Genomic DNA, 17573 nt, shown 5'->3' on the forward strand with positions numbered 1-17573 from the left:
TGCTGGGACACCCTGACTTTGAAAAGACCGATTTCTCATACATGAGAACAGGTATCATGGCAGGTTCGCCTTGTCCGATCAAGACAATGGAAGAGGTAGTTGAGAAGATGCACATGAGCGAGATATGCATCACTTACGGACAGACCGAGGCTTCACCTGCTACCACCATGAGCAAGACGACAGATACCCTTGAACAGCGCGTAAATACAGTCGGCGGACCTATCTTCGGAGTTGAGTGCAAGATAGTTGATCCCGAGACTAATAAGGAAGTTCCCGACGACGTTGACGGCGAGTTCGTAGCAAGAGGATACAATATAATGAAGGGCTACTATAAGATGCCCGAAGCAACTGCAGCAGCTATTGATCCCGAAGGCTGGCTCCATACAGGAGATCTTGCAAGAAGACGTTCTTCTGACGGCTACTTCAAGATAACAGGCCGTATCAAGGATATGATAATCCGCGGCGGCGAGAACATCTATCCAAAAGAAATAGAGGACTTCCTCTATACATATCCTAAGGTAAAGGATGTACAGGTAATCGGTGTTCCTGATGAGGATTACGGCGAAGAGATAATGGCTTGTATCGTTCTCCAGGACGGCGAGACTGCTACTGAAAAGGAAATAAAGGAATTCTGCCTTGCACGTATGGCAAAGCACAAGTGCCCTAAGTATGTGGACTTTGTAGATGGATTCCCAATGAATGCAGCAGGAAAGATACTCAAGTACAAAATGAGAGAGCAGGCAGTTGAAAAGCTCAAGCTCCACAAGGCAGACAGTATCGTTACTGCATAAATTTATAGTTTATAATAAGGGGGGGATCTTTCCGCAGAAAGGTTCTCCCTTAACTTTTTCACAGGCTGACGGGAGTTCTTTACCGCTGATTGACATAAGAAGTAATATGCTATATACTTATATAAAGACAGCTTTTTCTTCAAGGAGAACTAATATGGGAAACTTTTTTACATCTACTCAGATATACAACAACGAAAAGCTCGGCAGAGAAGAATTTATAGAGAATTTTTGTAGCAAAATGGCAGAAGAAGGCTATATTCCATGTGACGATGATGAAAGCGAACTTTCATATATCTTGAAATTTGCTGATAACTGCAATTGGGTGACAATAACCTCGGAATCCTATGGACAGGGAAATGCAGAATCTAAAAAGGACACGGGCAGACTTGCGAAAATGCTTGGGACAGTTTGTGTAAATACAGTTTGTATCGACAGCGACTGTGCTATATTGGAATTGTATGACAAAAACGGTAAAAAAGCTGATACGTTTACGATCGGACGAGCTGATGATTATTTCGGCGATGATATTCCGCAGCCGTCGGAAAAGATATGGAAGTCATTTCTGAGTAAGGACAGTTCATGGGAACAGTTTACCCAAATATGCAGCTCGGATGAAGTCTTCGTTGAAGACGGGGTATCAAAGCTTGCACCGATCATCGGTATGGATTCCTGTAATATTAATTTTTCGGCAGAAGATGCAGATGAAATAGATACAAATTGTGTTTTCCTTGATTTTAAGTCGGCAAGGTCTTTTATAACTATGTCTAAGAACGGCAAAACGGTCGAAACTCAGCCAAAAAAGCTTACCCTAAATGCAGCATTTAAGCAGTTATTTGGCGAAGCACTTGAACCGTTAGGATTTAAGGCAATAAAATGCAGATATCCGTATCTCGTTAGAGTGATAAACAATGAAATATTGCATATAATCACATTTGCCAAAGTAATAGGCAGTGAAACAAAGTTTATAATATATTCAGGTGTGGCAACTATATATAGAAATGAAATAAATTTTGATCAAAGTATATTGTTTAATACTAATTGGTTAAGTGATACCAAAAAGTATTGGATGAAAAACTTATATGAGGATCCGGACGGAAAAAGCTTTTTTGAAAAACAGTCTTATTATAGTTTTGATGATAACGAAACTTTGCTATCTGCTTTAGAGTTGGCTCTGAGGCACCTAAAAAAATATGTTTTACCTGTTTTGGATAGCGTTAATTCGCTTAAAGAATGCATAAAGTATTTTTGGTGTTATAACTCAAACCTTCGTATTTATTCATTTGACGAGGATTTTCATAATGAAGATAAGAATAATGAAGGTTTATTGTATTTTGTAATTGACGACCACAGTGATATGATGAATGAATTTGCATATTGGAGCGACTTGGAGAAAAAATATGCGGTAAAATATGGAAGTAATCTAAATTCACTTGAAAACTACATAGATACTATCAATGATTTTAGAATACAGCAAATCCAAAAACGTGATAAAATATATAATAATGCAAGTGATTATGAAAAAACAATGGAAGAAATTAAAAATAGAATGAAAAAAAATAATGAATATCTTGCAAGTAAAATATAATAACTGTAGGAAAAAATAGCTGTAAAAGAAAAAAATCTTGAGATTTTAAAATCATATGGCTTGATATGAGCAGTTTTTTCAGAAATATTTGCAAAACCATTGACTTTTGAGTGAAACAGCGTTATAATAATAAAGTATAGCAATGACGGGAATGACTGTAACAAATGCGGTGCAGAGAGAAAGCGGTAGGTGTGAGCTTTTACGCATGATACAGGTGCTACCCCTGAGCTACTCTGAGAAATCGGGGCGTATTTCTGCGTTAAGGATATCGAGGAAAGGAATTTGTTCCTTTTGAATTTGGGTGGTACCACGAAAGCCTTCGTCCCATTTATGGCGGCGGGGCTCTTTTTGTTTTAATTCGGAAATACGGATTAAACTGTAACAGTGTCCTTGATGCGTGATGTAATTACGCATTATGAATTATGAATTAATTAAAAGGAGATCATTTTTATGCAGTGGACAGGTCTTAACGATCTACGTGAAAAGTATTTATCTTTCTTTGAGAGCAAGAACCATACAAGAATGGCAAGTGCTTCTCTTGTGCCTCAGGGCGACAAGAGCCTTCTTCTTATAAATTCTGGTATGGCTCCTCTTAAAAAATTCTTCCTCGGACAGGCTACTCCTCCGAACAAGAGAGTTACCACCTGTCAGAAATGTATAAGAACTCCCGATATCGAAAGCGTTGGTAAGACAGCTCGTCACGGTACATATTTCGAGATGCTGGGTAACTTCTCTTTCGGCGATTACTTCAAGACTGAGGCTATCGAGTGGGCTTGGGAATTCCTTACAAAGACTCTCGCTATCCCTGCTGAAAAGCTCTGGATAACTATTTTCGAGAGCGATGATGAAGCTGAACAGATATGGGAAAATCATATCGGTATCCCTCACGAAAGAATTATCCGTCTCGGTAAGAAGGATAACTTCTGGGAGCACGGTTCAGGTCCTTGCGGTCCATGTTCTGAGATACACTTCGACCGCGGTGAGGCTTACGGTCCTTTCGAGAGCTTCGAGCAGGCAAGCGACTGCGACAGAGTAATCGAGATATGGAACCTCGTTTTCAGCCAGTTCGACAGCGATGGTGAAGGTCACTATGCTGAGATGAAGAGCAAGAACATCGATACAGGAATGGGACTTGAAAGACTTGCTTGCGTAATGCAGGGCGTTGATAATATATTTGAAGTTGATACCGTTCAGAATATCATGAAGCATATCTCTTCAATTGCAGGTGTTGAGTACAAGAAGGACGCTAAGAAGGACGTTTCTCTCCGTGTTATCACCGATCATATCAGAAGCACAACATTCATGGTAGGTGACGGTATTCTTCCTTCAAATGAGGGACGCGGCTACGTTCTCCGCCGTCTGCTCAGAAGAGCTGCACGTCACGGCAGACTCTTAGGCGTTAAGAGACCTTTCCTTACAGAGGTATGTGATACAGTTATAAATGAGAATGCAAATGCTTATCCCGAGCTTGCTGAAAAGCGCGACTACATCAAGAAGATCATCGGTGTTGAGGAAGAAGCTTTTGCAAAGACTATCGACAAGGGTACTGAGCTTCTCAATCAGTTCACAGAAAAGCTTGCTGCTGAGGGCGGTAAAGTTCTTTCAGGTGACGATGCATTCAAGCTCTCCGATACATACGGCTTCCCTATAGACCTTACAGAAGAGATCTGCGAGGAGAAGGGCTATAGCGTTGACCGTGACCGCTTTACAGAGCTTGCCAAGGAGCAGAGAGCAAGAGCTAAGGCTGACCACGCTGCTAAGGCTGGTTCTTCATGGGCTGACAACAGCATAAAGGTAGACGCTCCTGCTACTATATTCACAGGTTATACCGATTTTGAGGCTGAGGATGCTGAAATACTTGCCATCTACAAGGACGGCAATGAAGTTGAAACTGCTGTAGAGGGCGATGATGTCGTTATCGTTCTCGATGTTACTCCTTTCTACGCTGAGAGCGGCGGACAGGTAGGCGACACAGGTATGATAATCAATGGTGCGAATATCGCTTCTGTTGATGATACTATAAAGTCTGAGGGACATTTCCTCCACATCGCTACTGTGGAGCAGGGAAGCATCTCAAAGGGCGACAAGGTACTTGCTCAGATAGAAAAAGACCGCAGAATGGCTATCATGCGTAACCATACTACTGCACATCTTCTCCAGCACGCACTCAGACAGGTGCTCGGCGATCATGTTCATCAGGCAGGACAGCTTGTTAACGAAAAGGCTTGCCGTTTCGACTTCAACCACTTCAGTGCAATGACTGAGGAGGAGATAGCAAGAGTCGAGGATATAGTAAATGCTGAGATAATGTCTGCATTCCCTGTTACTATGCAGGAAATGCCAATCGAGGAAGCAAGAAAGCTTGGTGCTATGGCACTCTTCGGTGAAAAGTACGGCAATACTGTCCGCGTTGTAACTGCAAACAAGTCAGTTGAATTCTGCGGCGGTACTCATATATCAAATACTTCTCAGATTGGTCTTTTCAAGATAGTTTCTGAGAGCTCTGTTGCAGCAGGTGTAAGACGTATCGAGGCTGTAACAGGTATGAACGTTATCGCTCTTCTCAACGAGTTCAAGAATACTATCATCAAGTCCGCAAAGGCTCTCAAGCTGGCTAATATCACAGAGCTCCCCGAGAAGTGTGCAGCTATGACAGCTGAGGCTAAGGAGAAGGACAAGAAGCTGGAAAGCCTTACTCAGCAGATAGCTAACTCAAAGACTGCTGCTCTCTTTGACAATGCAAAGGAAGTCGGCGGCGTGAAGATAGTTTCTGCAAGAATGGACGGCTCTGCTCCCGATGCTCTCAGAAAGCTCGGCGACAGCGTAAAGGACAAGGACGAAGCTATAATCGCTCTCTTTGCAGGTACTATCGGCGAAAAGGGTACTTTCTACTGTGTCTGCACAAAGGACGCTGTTGCAAAGGGTGCTAACGCAGGCAAGATCGTTCGTGAGATAGCTGCTGTTACAGGCGGTAAGGGCGGCGGAAAGCCTGACGGTGCTATGGCAGGTGCAGGAGATATCTCCAAGATCGATGAAGCTATGGGCAAATTTGAAGAAATAGTAAGCGCATCACTTTAATAAATATATCGGAGCGGTATCTCCGCTCCGTACATCTTGATACAAAGGAGAATTATTATGGATTGTTTATTCTGCAAGATCATTGACGGCGAAATTCCAAGTACAAAGGTCTATGAGGACGAATTTGTTTTTGCTTTCAAGGACATCGCTCCTATAGCTCCTGTTCACTATCTGATAATACCAAAGGTACATATCTCATGCGCAAACGAGATCACTGAGGAAAACTCAAATGCTGTAGCAAAGGTATTCGAGGCTGCTGCCAAGATAGCTAAGGCTGAGGGTATCGAAAGCTATCGTATAATCAATAACTGCGGAGATGACGCAGGTCAGACAGTCAAGCATCTTCACTTCCATATGCTTGCAGGCGTTAAAATGGGCTGGGGACCTGAGTCTCTCGGCAAGACTGAATAAGGAGAAGATGTTATGGCAAATACTTATAAAATGACTATTGCAGGTCTTGAAAGAGAGCTGCCTATATGTCCTCTCAACGACAAGATAGATATTGCGGCTTTTGTAATGTTCTCTGATGTTGAGCTTACTATGGCTGTTGCAAGTGAGCTTCTTAAAAGGTCTCCGTATTTCGATGTTATCCTTACTGCTGAGTCTAAGGGTATCCCGCTTGCTTACGAAATGTCAAGAAGCAGCGGCAAACCTTATGTGGTTGCAAGAAAGTCCGTAAAGCTTTACATGACAGATCCTATTGCTGTTACTGTAAAGTCTATAACTACTGCTGATGAGCAGACACTTTATCTCTCTCAGGAAAAAGCTGAGATGCTCAAGGACAAGAAGGTGCTCATCGTTGATGACGTTATAAGCACAGGCGAGTCTCTTACTGCTCTTGAAAAGCTTGCAACTGAGGCAGGCGGAGATATCACAGGTAAGTCGGCTGTTCTCGCTGAGGGTGATGCTGCTGACAGAAAGGATATCATCTTCCTTGAGAAATTACCTCTCTTCTTTAAATAAGGAATAAAATTATGAAGCGAAAAATGATTGGTGCTGCGGCAGCGTATATGGCGGGATTATTTTTCGCTTCATTTTTTACAAGTCCTGCGCTGCTGATAGTTCTTTCGGCAATGATAGCTGCTGCACTTGTTATTGTCAGAAAGTACGGAGCACAGAAAGGCGACTATATAGTTCTTGGAGTATTCTTCGCGGCGGCAATTTGCGTCTTTTCGGCTTATTCTGCCGTAAGATATTATCCTGCGGTCGCTATGGACGGCAAAAGCGGAAGCTTTAAAGGTGAAGTAGCCAATGTCGTTCGCTATGAGGGCGGAAGCGCGTCATATATCCTCAGCGGCAGGATAAATGATGATATATCTGCAAAAGTCAGCTTTTACAGCAGTTCCTGTGAGGCGGACTACGGCGATATCATTTCCATAGAAAGCTGTGACTTTTCAAAGCCGTCAAAGGATTATCTCTTTGACAGCGAAAGATACTATAAGTCCGATGGAGTTTTTCTGAGTATCGGAAATGCCGAGGGTGTAAGAGTAGAAACAAGGGACAGCCGCAGACTTAAAAAGCTTATTGTCGGCTACAGGGAGGATATTATTTTCGATTTCCGTACCGAGCTTGGCAAGGACAGTGGTGACCTGCTTGCAGGCATGGTTTTTGGCGAAAAGCGAGGCATGGACGAAAATCTGAAAACGGCTGTATACCGCAGCGGTATCGGGCATATGCTGGCTGTTTCGGGACTTCATGTTTCGGTTGCCGTATTTGTTCTGATGACGCTGCTGAGTATACTTCATGTAAACAGGTATCTCTCATTTATCGCAATGGAGCTTATCCTTATATTCCTTACGGCTATGGCTGACTATCCTGTTTCTGCTGTGAGAGCTGCCATAATGATGAATTTCATGTATGCGGCAAGGCTTTTCAGACGGCAGAACGATACCTTTAATTCGCTGGCAGGAGCTGTATTACTCATATGTCTGTTACAGCCATATGTTGTTTATGATGAGGGCTTTATCCTGTCAGTTGCAGGTACCTTTGGTATCGGAGTTTTTGCACAGTATATGACAAATGTTATGCCGAAGGAAAAGCCGCTTCAAAAGCTGATAAGAAGCTTTGCGGTGATGTTATGCACTACTGTGTGCGTATTCCCGTTTTCTGTGCTGTTCTTTGACGAAACGTCGCTTATATCACCTTTGACTAATCTCATAGTTGTGCCGCTTTGCTCACTGTCAATGGTGATCGGACTTGTTTACGCGCTTACAGGCGGCGTGTTTGACTTGCTACCTGTTTCAAAGTTGATAAATGATGTTATACTGGAGATGTCGGACAGACTGGCTCATATAAGGTGGACGCATTTCTCCTGCGACAGCAAAACCATAGTCGCTATACTTCTGATATGTACATTTATGACTGTTGTTGCAGCTGCTTTGTTCCGCAGCAGGAGATTTATCAGTATATGTATCTCTTTATCGGTGGGAGCTGTGTTTATAGGTTCGGGAGTTCATCGTATAATGAAGAATTCCGTTCTCACAGTAGCTGTTCTCGGAAAGGGCAATAATGCTGCGGTTGTGGTGTGCAGGGACGGCTGTACGGATATAATCGACCTCAGCGGTAATTACCGCTCGGCTTCCTATGTGAGAAAATACCTTATGAGAAACGGTATTTCAGCGGCTGAAAACGCTGTGCTCACGGCAAAGGTGCAATCGGCTTTTGCTTCATATGATAAGGAACTGGAATTCACTGATATCGGGAAATGGTTCGTATTCAGCGATACGGATATAACTGGTGCATCGTGTAAGGATATGATGTATTTCCATGACAAGGCTGTGTCCATAGAACATGATGATCTTCATATAAGGTATGATGACGGCATACTTACTGTTGGTGACAAAAACGGTGAGATAGCTTTTGTGAAGTCTGCGGATATAAATGCTTCTGACAGTGATATTGCAGTGTGTTACGGAAAAGCTCCAAAGGATACAGACAAGAGCGCGGATAATATTATCTGCCTTGACGATAACAATAATTTTGAGATAGTGCTGTCGGAGAAGGGCAGCTGCATGATAAGGAGGCTCTGATGCCACAGACTGATCCTAAGACTATAAAGGCTCAGCTCAGAAAAGGTGAACTGAAAAATCTGTATTATATTTTCGGCAAGAATATCCCCGAGGTGGAAAAGCTTACAAAGCAGATAATACAGGCTGCGGTGGGGGACAATGAGGAGTTTGCTCTCAATAAGCTTGACGGTCGTTATCTCGATACCTCCGAGCTTTATGATATGATACAGATGATGCCTATGATGTCGGAATACAACTGTATACTCATTAATGACTATAACTGCGAAAAGCCCCGTGAAAACATGGCAGGTCTGCGCAGTGACGATCTCAATAAAAAGCTTCTGGAAGTACTTAAAGATATACCGTCTCAGACTGTGGTCATATTCAATGTTACAGGCTTTGAGATAGCGGTAAAAACTGATTATAAAACAGGCAGGAGCACTATCAAGGATAAGAACAAGAAGCTTGCTGACCTTGCAGAGAAAAACGGTGAGCTTGTTGAGTGTCCTATCAAAAGCGAAAATGAGCTCGCCAAGGATATCGCTGCAAGCTTTTCAGCAAGAGGCAGCCTTATATCCCTTGACAATGCCCGTGAGCTGGCTGTGATGTGTCAGTCCGATACCCTTACCATAAAGAATGAGATAGACAAGCTTTGCTCTTATGCGGGAAGCGGCGAGATAACTGCGGATATTATCCATAATCTCGTTCACAGGCAGAGCGATGTTACCTTTTTCAAGCTGGCAGACGCTGTTTCTGCATTCAATAAAAGGGCAGCTTTCGAGGCTCTTGATGAACTTATGCAGGACAGGGACAACAGAGGTGCTGTACTGGCAAATATAACTGCTTCGTTCATTGATATGTACCGTGCTTCATGTGCAAGAAAATGCGGAAAACAGGTTGCTGATGTGAAAGCGGATTTCGCTTATGTATGGGAGTTTAAGGTGAAGAATGCTTTCCGTGACAGCTCGAAAATGAGCATACGCAGGCTGAGGGAGTGTATCAGGATACTGAGGGATACCAATATCACCCTTAACTCAGGGGGCTGCGACGAAAAAACTGTACTTGAACAGACAGTGACTAAAATGCTTATGACTAAAAATTAGCGGAGGTCTTATGATTAAGTTAGATGAAGCCATTATCGTGGAGGGTAAATACGATAAGATAAAGCTTTCGTCGATAGTTGACGCTGTTATCATCGTTACCAACGGCTTCGGTATTTTCAAGGATACGGAAAAGCTTGAGCTTATCCGCTATTATGCAAATAAAACAGGTATTATCATACTCACGGATTCTGATGCGGCAGGTCGCAAGATACGCGGCTATATCAAAGGAGCTGTTGGCAGCGGCAGGATAACAAATGTGTATATCCCCGATGTTTTCGGCAAGGAAAAACGCAAGACTAAGCCCTCCGCCGAGGGAAAGCTAGGCGTTGAGGGAATAGATGCGGATATTCTGAAAGAGGCTTTCAGAAAGGCAGGCATCACTGCTTCCGAAAAGGGTACACGCTCAGATATTACTAAGCTCACGCTCTATGAGCTTGGACTCAGCGGCAGTGCAAACAGCAGTATGTTCCGTGAGAAGCTTCAGGTCAGTCTCGGGCTGCCGAGACAGCTTTCCGCAGGTGCTCTGGTGGAGGTGCTGTGTACCATGATGAATAGCAGTGAACTTGCGGAGCTGACGGAGAAGATAAAGGAGGAAAACAATGGTATATAGCAGTCTGATGTTTATATACGGGTTCCTGCCGGTTGCTCTGCTGCTCTATTATCTGACGCCGAAAAGGTTCAGAGAATATGTAATGCTTTTTGAGAGTATGGCTTTCTGCTGCTTTATAAGTCTCTATTTCTTTTTATATATCGCTGCTTATTCCATTGTGAATTTCCTGTTCGGCAAAACGATAGGCAAGCTGAGAAAAAACGAGAAGCTTGCTGCGATACCGCTCACTATCGGTATCATATTCGACCTGATAATGATATTCGGATTCAGAACGAAGTACTTTATGTGGCTGCATGATATGCTTCATGCGCCTGAAGGCTTTTACCCCATAGGAATATCCTTTTTTACTCTTTCTGCCATTGGTACGCTCATAGATACCTACAAGGGAAGAATAAAGGCGGACATGAGCTTTGTCAGATATACGCTTTATATCATGTTCTTCCCGAGACTTATTATGGGGCCGCTGCTCAGATACGGTGTGTTTGCCAAAGTACTTGACAGCCGCAATGAAAACCTTACAAATATCGGTATAGGTATGTCATTGTTCATAAAGGGTCTTGCTAAAAAGGTGATCGCTGCGGATAATCTTTATATGCTTTATTCTGCTGTACGAAGCAGCGACGTGAGCAGTATCTCCGCTGCAACTGCATGGACAGGCATTACTGCTTATCTTTTCTGCCTTTACTTTAACCTGTCGGGATTTGCTGATATGGGTACGGGAATTGCTTACTGCTTTGGTCTGAAATTCCCTCAGAGCTTCAATTATCCGCTGCTCAGTACAAGAATAAAATACTTTGCCGCACGGTGGCAGTCGCAGGTAATACAGTGGCTCAGAAGGTACATTACCAAGCCGCTGTACAGTGCGTGTACAAAAAAATGGATAAGAGAGATAGTATTTGTTGGCGGATGGACTCTTTTCGGATTTTGGTATACCGTTTCATTCAATGGAGTAATATGGGGATTAATAATGGGTATTGCTCTCATTATTGAAAACTATGTGCTTCCTGAGAAGGTAATGAAATTTACAGGTATTATTTATACTTTCCTTGTGGTAATACTGTGTACGGTATTCCTTTCGGGAGACAGCCTTGCTTTTTCTGTAAAATATCTTCTGGCGATGTTAGGCGGAAATGGCGTGATAGCAGATGCGAAGTTCTTCTATCTTCTGAAATCGTATATTGTTCTTCTTTTGATAACTATGTATGCTTCCACGAGCCTTTTCAGAAATATGATGGTACGTTCGGGAAAGGTAAAGATACATAATATTATTGCTGTTGCTTCACCTCTGATCGCTGTGGCAACGCTTATCATATGCACTGCACTTATCTCATACAGCGGAAGCTCGGATATGATTCTTATCTATTTGTAAGGAGGGGTAATGTGAATAAGCTTAACAGGACAATGAGTATCATTACGGCTGTATTATCCTTGACTGTCATTTCTTCATTGAGCCTTATGTCTCTTTTCGGGGAAAAGATACAGTGGTCATTTGATGAAAACAGACAGCTTTCAGCTTTGCCTGAGCCCTCTTTTAAGGAAATGTACAATGGAGAATGGTCTGAAAAGACCGACAGATATGTAACGGACCATTTTGTGGGACGCAGTAAATGGATATATGCAAGCAACCGTATGCAGGAGCAAATGACTGAGAGTATTGTGAACGGTGTCTACGTCAGCAGTGAAAGATTGCTTGATACAGTCATACCTGAACAGGATAAAAAGGCTTTTTCGGATAATATAAGCTTTGTCAATTCCTTTTCAAAGGAGTATAAGGATACTACAACAGTTTACTTTGCTGCTATCCCGTCGTCTACGGGGATATACGGTGATATCCTTCCTTCGGATTTTATAAGCCGCTCGGACAGTCAGCGTATAAATGAACTTTATGAACAGCTTAGCAGTAAGATTCGCTGTATCGATGCTTACAATATCCTTAAAATGATGAAGGATAACTACATTTTCTACCGCAATGATACTAAATGGACAAGCTATGGGGCATACTGTGTTTATAAGACTGTGATACAGAAGCTCGGTTTTCAGCCAACTTCTTATGACAAGTATTCCATTGAACACGTTTCGGACAGCTTCAGGGGTGATCTCTATAACAGGACTCTTTCTGATAAGCCAAAGGCTGATATACTTGATATATACTATTATCCTGACGGTGCCGAGGTGGTATCCTGCGAGAGAGTGCTCAATGACGGCTCGGTGTCGGAAGGGGAGATCTATGACAGGAGCAGGCTTGGTTCAAGTGATAAGTATTCGATGTATCTCGGAGAAGATGTGCCTGTGCTTAAAATAAAAACGTCGAACCAGAACGAAAAAAAGCTTCTCGTTATCAAGGACAGCTATGGGGATTGTTTCATTCCGTTCCTTATTCAGCATTACAGCGAGATCATTGTCGTATCTCCCGATCAGCTTGACCGACCTCTTGCTGATATCATAAACATAAACAATTACGGACAGACATTGTTCCTTTTCGGTATCAATGATCTTGATGAAAAAATATCTTTTTAAGAAAGGATCTGATCTTATGAAGGCTTTAGTTACAGGTGCAACATCAGGTATCGGACAGAGTATTGCAAGAAAACTTGCAAAGAGAGGCTGGGAGCTCATCCTGACGGGACGCAATGAGAGTATGCTCAGAGAAATGCAGAAAACTATCGGAAAGGGTACTGAGATAATCGCTGCCGATCTTTCAAAGCGTGAAGAGGTATTCAGAGTTTACGAGTTCTGCAAGGGAAAAGATGTGGATATGCTGGTCAATAATGCAGGATACGGTCTTTTCGGTAAATTTGATGAGACTGATATGAATGACGAGCTTGCTATGATAGATCTTAATGTAACGGCTCTTCATATACTTACAAAGCTTTTTCTGCGCGACTTTAAGAGAAGGGATTACGGTACTATCCTCAATGTTGCTTCTGTTGCAGGCTTTATGCCGGGACCGCTCATGGCAACATATTACGCTACCAAGAATTATGTGCTCAAGCTCTCTATCGCTATATATGAGGAGCTCCGCAGATCAAAGTCGAATGTTACTATCACTGTTCTCTGTCCCGGACCTGTTGCTACTAACTTCAATAACCGCGCAGGCGTAAGCTTTTCAGTAAAGCCCATAACTGCTGATTATGCCGCTGAATACGCTCTGCATAAGGCTTTTACAGGCAAGCTGTTTGCTATTCCCGGACTTACCGTAAAGCTTGGTGCTTTCGCTTCAAGATTTGTGCCTTATAAGATACTTTCAGCTATCGTATACAATGTTCAGCAGGCTAAAAAGACCTCGGACGGGAAGGACAGGGCATTGAAATAATGAGAGATATCAGCTACAGAGTAGCTCTCGGTGGCATCGTTTCCGCTCTTTGTCTTGTTACGATGTTTCTTGCAGGAGTAATTCCTGTACTTTATCTGCTGCTTCCCGGGATAGCAGGGATACTTCTTATGATAATCGCTGTTGAAGTCAACACAGGCTGGGCGTTCCTTACTTATCTCGCCGTCAGCCTGCTGTCGATCTTCGTAACATTCGATAAGGAAGCGGCTCTTGTTTTTATAATGTTCTTCGGACATTATCCAATACTCAGATTTTATATCGAGAAGATACCGCTGAAGCTTATTAAGCTTTTGATAAAGCTTGCTGTTTTCAATGTGTGTATCATAGCTTATTTCTACGTTACTGTCTATATCTTCGGACTTGATGAGATGCTGGAGGAATTTGATGAGATTGGAAAATACGGGGCTTACATAATGCTCGGCATATCCAATCTGGTATTTCTTGTCTATGATATCGATCTTGTAGTTATGTATAACCTCTATCGGAAAAGGCTTATGCCTAAATTTCGTAAAAAAAGATGACCGTGACCGTTTTTTGCAAAGCGGCTGCGGTCTTTTCTTTTATACTTGATTTATTAATATTTATGTGCTATAATAAAAAAGTAATTTGACTTAGGAGTGATATTTTGAATACTATTGCAATAATCGGAGCAATGCCATCAGAGCTTGCTGATATCAGAGAAATTCTCGGTGAAGCAGAAATAAAGCACATATCAGGCTTCGACTTTTACATCAACACCAAAAACGGCAAAACTGTGATAAACGCCTGCTGCGGTATAGCAAAGGTGAATGCAGCGGTTTGTACACAGGTCATGATAGATAATTTCCACCCCGATTGTGTGATAAATACGGGTATCGCAGGCGGTATGAACAGTGCAGTTAAGGTTTGCGATGTCGTTATATCCACAGAAGTTCTTCCTCACGATCTCGACCTTCATTTCCTCAAGGATTATCCACCCTATTGCGGTGTATTCAAGGCGAATGGCGCGCTTATGGATACTGCTGAAAAGGTTTGCGGAGAGTTTGGCGTTAAGTCTTTCAGAGGCCGTATCGTTTCGGGCGATGCTTTTATTACAAGCAATGTTGTAAAAAAAGCTATACAGGAAAAATTCGATCCTTATGCCGTTGATATGGAGAGTGCGGCAGTTGGTCACTGCTGTTTTCTCAATGAGCTTCCTTATGTCAGTGTGCGCTGCATTTCAGATAATGCAGATGATGAGGGAGCAATGTCGTTTGACGAATTTGAAAAGATCGCAGCTAAGCGAGTTGCGGAGATAGTACTTCGTATGGCTGAGCTGCTCTGAAAGGAGTTTTAATCATGAAAAAATTATTATCAATTATGTCATCAGCAGTTATTGCTGCCGGTATGGTCTCAGCATTTACTGTAAATGCAGCTGATGAGGCACCATCTGTTTATTTTACTGTAGATGATAAGGCTGACGGTGTTGAAACACTTAAATTTGGCGGTATCTTTGTAAATACAAAGGAAAATACTTCGGCTATCCCATGTGCTGTATACATAAAGGACGAAAGCAAGAAGGCAGGTCAGATCTTCGTTAAGGCTATTGCTGACAAGTCACTCAAGCTTTCTGACCTTACAGGTCCTAATGAGCTTTACAAGGGTGCTCCTTATAAGGGATTTGAGACTGATGACAGCATGAACCTCAATACATTTGAGGATCTTAATATGATCGCTGTAAACTACTCAAAGGTTTCTTCTGAAAAGCCTATGGAGCTTAACGGTGAGAAGTCCGATTCATATCCGCTTGCTTGCTTCAAGGCTAAGTTCGATGATAATGCTCAGGGCGGCTTATATAACCTCAAGGTTTACAGCAGCGGTGCTTACTTCAGCGGTATCATTCTCCGTAACGGTGACGGTACATTCAAGGAGTATGATCCTATCGATAGCAGCAAGCCGCTTGCTATAATGGCTTCTGACAGAAAGCTCGGCGATATCAATAACGACAGCAAGTGGGACTCTGTTGACGTTTCAGGTATCATGAAGGAGTATTCAAGAGTTTCATCAGGTAAGGACGGTATCTTTGACGGTAATCAGAGAGCTGCTGCTGATATCAACGGTGACGGTCTTGTTGACTCTGTTGATGCAAGTAACCTCCTTGCTTACTATGCTTACCTTTCTTCAGGTGACGGTACTTCTTCACTCAATGATTTCGTAAAGAACAGAAAGTGATAATATAAAAAGCAGCCTTATGGCTGCTTTTTTGTTGCTGTAAATAAAATCGGGAACATGAAAATGTTCCCGATAATTTTTTATAATGACTTATTGAGACTGCTGAATGCGTTGTCAACTACCTTTTGCTCAGGTGCCTTTGTAAAGCTGCTTACTATCGGTACGATAATAAGTGATACGATCATTGCAAATGCTCCTGCATTGATAGGTGAGAGAAGATTTAACGGGCAGTTCATTTCGATTATGGACTGCTTGAGTCCGCTGAATGCTTCGATATTCATGCTGAACAGTACCATGTGTGTTACGCTTATGCCAACACCTGTGATGAAGCTTGCTGCACAAGCAGCAGGTGATGCCTTCTTCATGAACAGACCATAGAGGAATGGTCCGAGGAATGCACCTGAAAGTGCTCCCCATGAGTAGGACATGAGTGTTGAGATTGATGCGTTTTTGTTGCAGGCGATTATTACGGAGATTATAAGGAATACTGCAATGAATATACGCATGAACTTTACCTGATGCTTGTCATCGAAGCCCTTGATGCGTGGCTTGATAAGATCGTTTGTAAGTGTTGAGCTTGATGTAAGTACCAGTGATGAAAGAGTTGAAAGTGAAGCAGAAAGAACGAGTACAACAACAAGTCCGATAAGAATACTTGGAAGTGCCTGATGTATAAGTGCAGGTACCATTGTATCGTATACAGGCTTTCCGTCAACTGTATCAATAAGTGCTCTGCCCGAGCCGTCTGTACCGTCAAGTGTGCAGTAGAGTCTTACAAATCCGCCCATGAAGTATGAGCCGCCTGCTACTACGATAGCAAAGAATGTGGAAATTATTGCACCCTTCTTGATAGCCTGTTCGTCCTTGATAGCGTAGAACTTCTGTACCATCTGAGGAAGTCCCCATGTACCAAGTGAAGTAAGGATAACGACGCCGAGAAGGTTTATCGGATCAGGTCCGAACATTGAACCGAGGGTACCTGTTTCGGTCTTACCGTCGGAAATAGTGTTGAGCGCATCAAGTGCAGCAGAAAGACCGTCTTTCTTCTGTACTGTAAGTGCTACGACTGTTCCGATACCTATGAGCATGATGATGCCCTGGAAGAAATCGTTGAGTGCTGTTGCCTTGTATCCGCCGAGTGTTACGTATATGGCAGAAAGTACAGCCATTGCGATGATTATGTATGTTGGACCGTTTTCGCCAAGCTTGAATACCATTCCGAACAGACGGGAAAGTCCGTTGTATACAGATGCTGTATAAGGAATGAGGAATATGAATACGATAAGTGCTGATGCTGTTTTGAGTTTTGTGGAGTTGAAACGATGCTCGAAGTATTCAGGCATTGTTTTGGCTCCGAGGTGATTTGTCATAAGACGTGTTCTCTTTCCTAAGAGGAAGAATGGTATAAGGCTGCCGATCAACGCATTGCCTATTCCTACCCATGTTGCTGATGCTCCGTACATCCAGCCGAACTGACCTGCATATCCGATGAAAACAACTGCTGAGAAGTAAGTCGTTCCGTATGAGAATGCTGTCAGCCATGAACCAACATTTCTTCCGCCAAGCATGAAGTCTTCAGATGACTTAGTTCGCCTTGACATGTAAATTCCTATACTTACCATTATAGCGATGTAAATGGCAAGTATGACGAATGTAGCGACTTTTGCGCCCATTTGTATCCCGACCTTTCAGTAGCTTACAGTGTAAAATGATAAACCTGTAAAGCTTTAAATGATTAAAGTTATAAACCACGTCTAATTATACTATATTATTCATAATTTGTCAATACCTAATTATGAAAAATAGCTATTTTACGTAAATAATTTGTTATACCAATCAAACTGTAAAAATTAAATCGTGTATTATTGACTTTGTAT

Annotated in this window: 15 protein-coding genes; 14 read left to right on the forward strand and 1 reads right to left on the reverse strand. The window is 42.5% G+C overall.

The window, feature by feature from the left end:
* From QZZ41_RS13180 to QZZ41_RS13245, 14 genes are all read left to right on the forward strand, one after another.
* A partial coding sequence (locus QZZ41_RS13180; RefSeq protein WP_295073034.1) for an AMP-binding protein occupies nt 1–791 on the forward strand: 791 nt, incomplete at its 5' end.
* A gap of 154 nt (nt 792–945) precedes the next feature.
* Nucleotides 946–2376: a hypothetical protein gene (locus QZZ41_RS13185; protein ID WP_295073036.1), complete on the forward strand. Its 1431-nt coding sequence runs from the start codon at nt 946–948 to the stop codon at nt 2374–2376.
* A gap of 450 nt (nt 2377–2826) precedes the next feature.
* On the forward strand, nt 2827–5454 hold the full coding sequence (alaS, locus tag QZZ41_RS13190; RefSeq protein WP_295073039.1) for an alanine--tRNA ligase: 2628 nt from the start codon (nt 2827–2829) through the stop codon (nt 5452–5454).
* A gap of 54 nt (nt 5455–5508) precedes the next feature.
* Complete coding sequence (locus QZZ41_RS13195) at nt 5509–5865, forward strand: histidine triad nucleotide-binding protein (protein ID WP_072949211.1); 357 nt, start codon at nt 5509–5511, stop codon at nt 5863–5865.
* A 12-nt stretch (nt 5866–5877) separates the two neighbouring features.
* The gene (locus QZZ41_RS13200; protein ID WP_295073042.1) at nt 5878–6417 is read left to right on the forward strand and encodes a phosphoribosyltransferase family protein; all 540 of its coding nucleotides are present in this window, start codon (nt 5878–5880) and stop codon (nt 6415–6417) included.
* Between the two features lie 11 nt (nt 6418–6428).
* Nucleotides 6429–8483 carry a ComEC/Rec2 family competence protein gene (locus tag QZZ41_RS13205; protein WP_295073045.1) on the forward strand — a complete coding sequence of 685 codons (2055 nt, stop codon included), beginning with the start codon at nt 6429–6431 and terminating at the stop codon, nt 8481–8483.
* Nucleotides 8483–9565: a DNA polymerase III subunit delta gene (gene holA, locus QZZ41_RS13210; RefSeq protein WP_295073048.1), complete on the forward strand. Its 1083-nt coding sequence runs from the start codon at nt 8483–8485 to the stop codon at nt 9563–9565. Before QZZ41_RS13205 ends, holA begins: the two co-directional genes overlap by 1 nt.
* A 10-nt stretch (nt 9566–9575) precedes the next feature.
* Nucleotides 9576–10175, forward strand: coding sequence for a toprim domain-containing protein (locus tag QZZ41_RS13215; protein WP_295073051.1), 600 nt, complete (start codon nt 9576–9578; stop codon nt 10173–10175).
* Nucleotides 10165–11544: an MBOAT family O-acyltransferase gene (locus tag QZZ41_RS13220; RefSeq protein ID WP_295073053.1), complete on the forward strand. Its 1380-nt coding sequence runs from the start codon at nt 10165–10167 to the stop codon at nt 11542–11544. The genes QZZ41_RS13215 and QZZ41_RS13220 overlap by 11 nt, the downstream gene beginning before the upstream one ends.
* An 11-nt stretch (nt 11545–11555) precedes the next feature.
* Nucleotides 11556–12692 (forward strand): DHHW family protein, encoded by a 1137-nt coding sequence (locus QZZ41_RS13225; protein WP_295073056.1) that lies wholly within the window; start codon nt 11556–11558, stop codon nt 12690–12692.
* A gap of 16 nt (nt 12693–12708) precedes the next feature.
* Nucleotides 12709–13488, forward strand: a complete 780-nt coding sequence (locus QZZ41_RS13230) for an SDR family oxidoreductase (RefSeq protein WP_295073059.1) — start codon at nt 12709–12711, stop codon at nt 13486–13488.
* Nucleotides 13488–14027, forward strand: a complete 540-nt coding sequence (locus QZZ41_RS13235) for a hypothetical protein (RefSeq protein WP_295073062.1) — start codon at nt 13488–13490, stop codon at nt 14025–14027. The genes QZZ41_RS13230 and QZZ41_RS13235 overlap by 1 nt, the downstream gene beginning before the upstream one ends.
* A gap of 104 nt (nt 14028–14131) precedes the next feature.
* On the forward strand, nt 14132–14809 hold the full coding sequence (locus QZZ41_RS13240; protein WP_295073065.1) for a 5'-methylthioadenosine/adenosylhomocysteine nucleosidase: 678 nt from the start codon (nt 14132–14134) through the stop codon (nt 14807–14809).
* Between the two features lie 14 nt (nt 14810–14823).
* Entirely contained in the window at nt 14824–15696 is an 873-nt protein-coding gene (locus QZZ41_RS13245; protein ID WP_295073068.1) for a dockerin type I domain-containing protein, read from the forward strand.
* Nucleotides 15697–15776: 80 nt separating this feature from the next.
* Here the strand turns inward: QZZ41_RS13245 and QZZ41_RS13250 are convergent, their stop codons facing one another.
* Nucleotides 15777–17369: a sodium:solute symporter gene (locus tag QZZ41_RS13250; protein ID WP_295073071.1), complete on the reverse strand. Its 1593-nt coding sequence runs from the start codon at nt 17367–17369 to the stop codon at nt 15777–15779.
* Between the last annotated feature and the right edge of the window lie 204 nt (nt 17370–17573).

Source organism: Ruminococcus sp., from assembly GCF_016283395.1.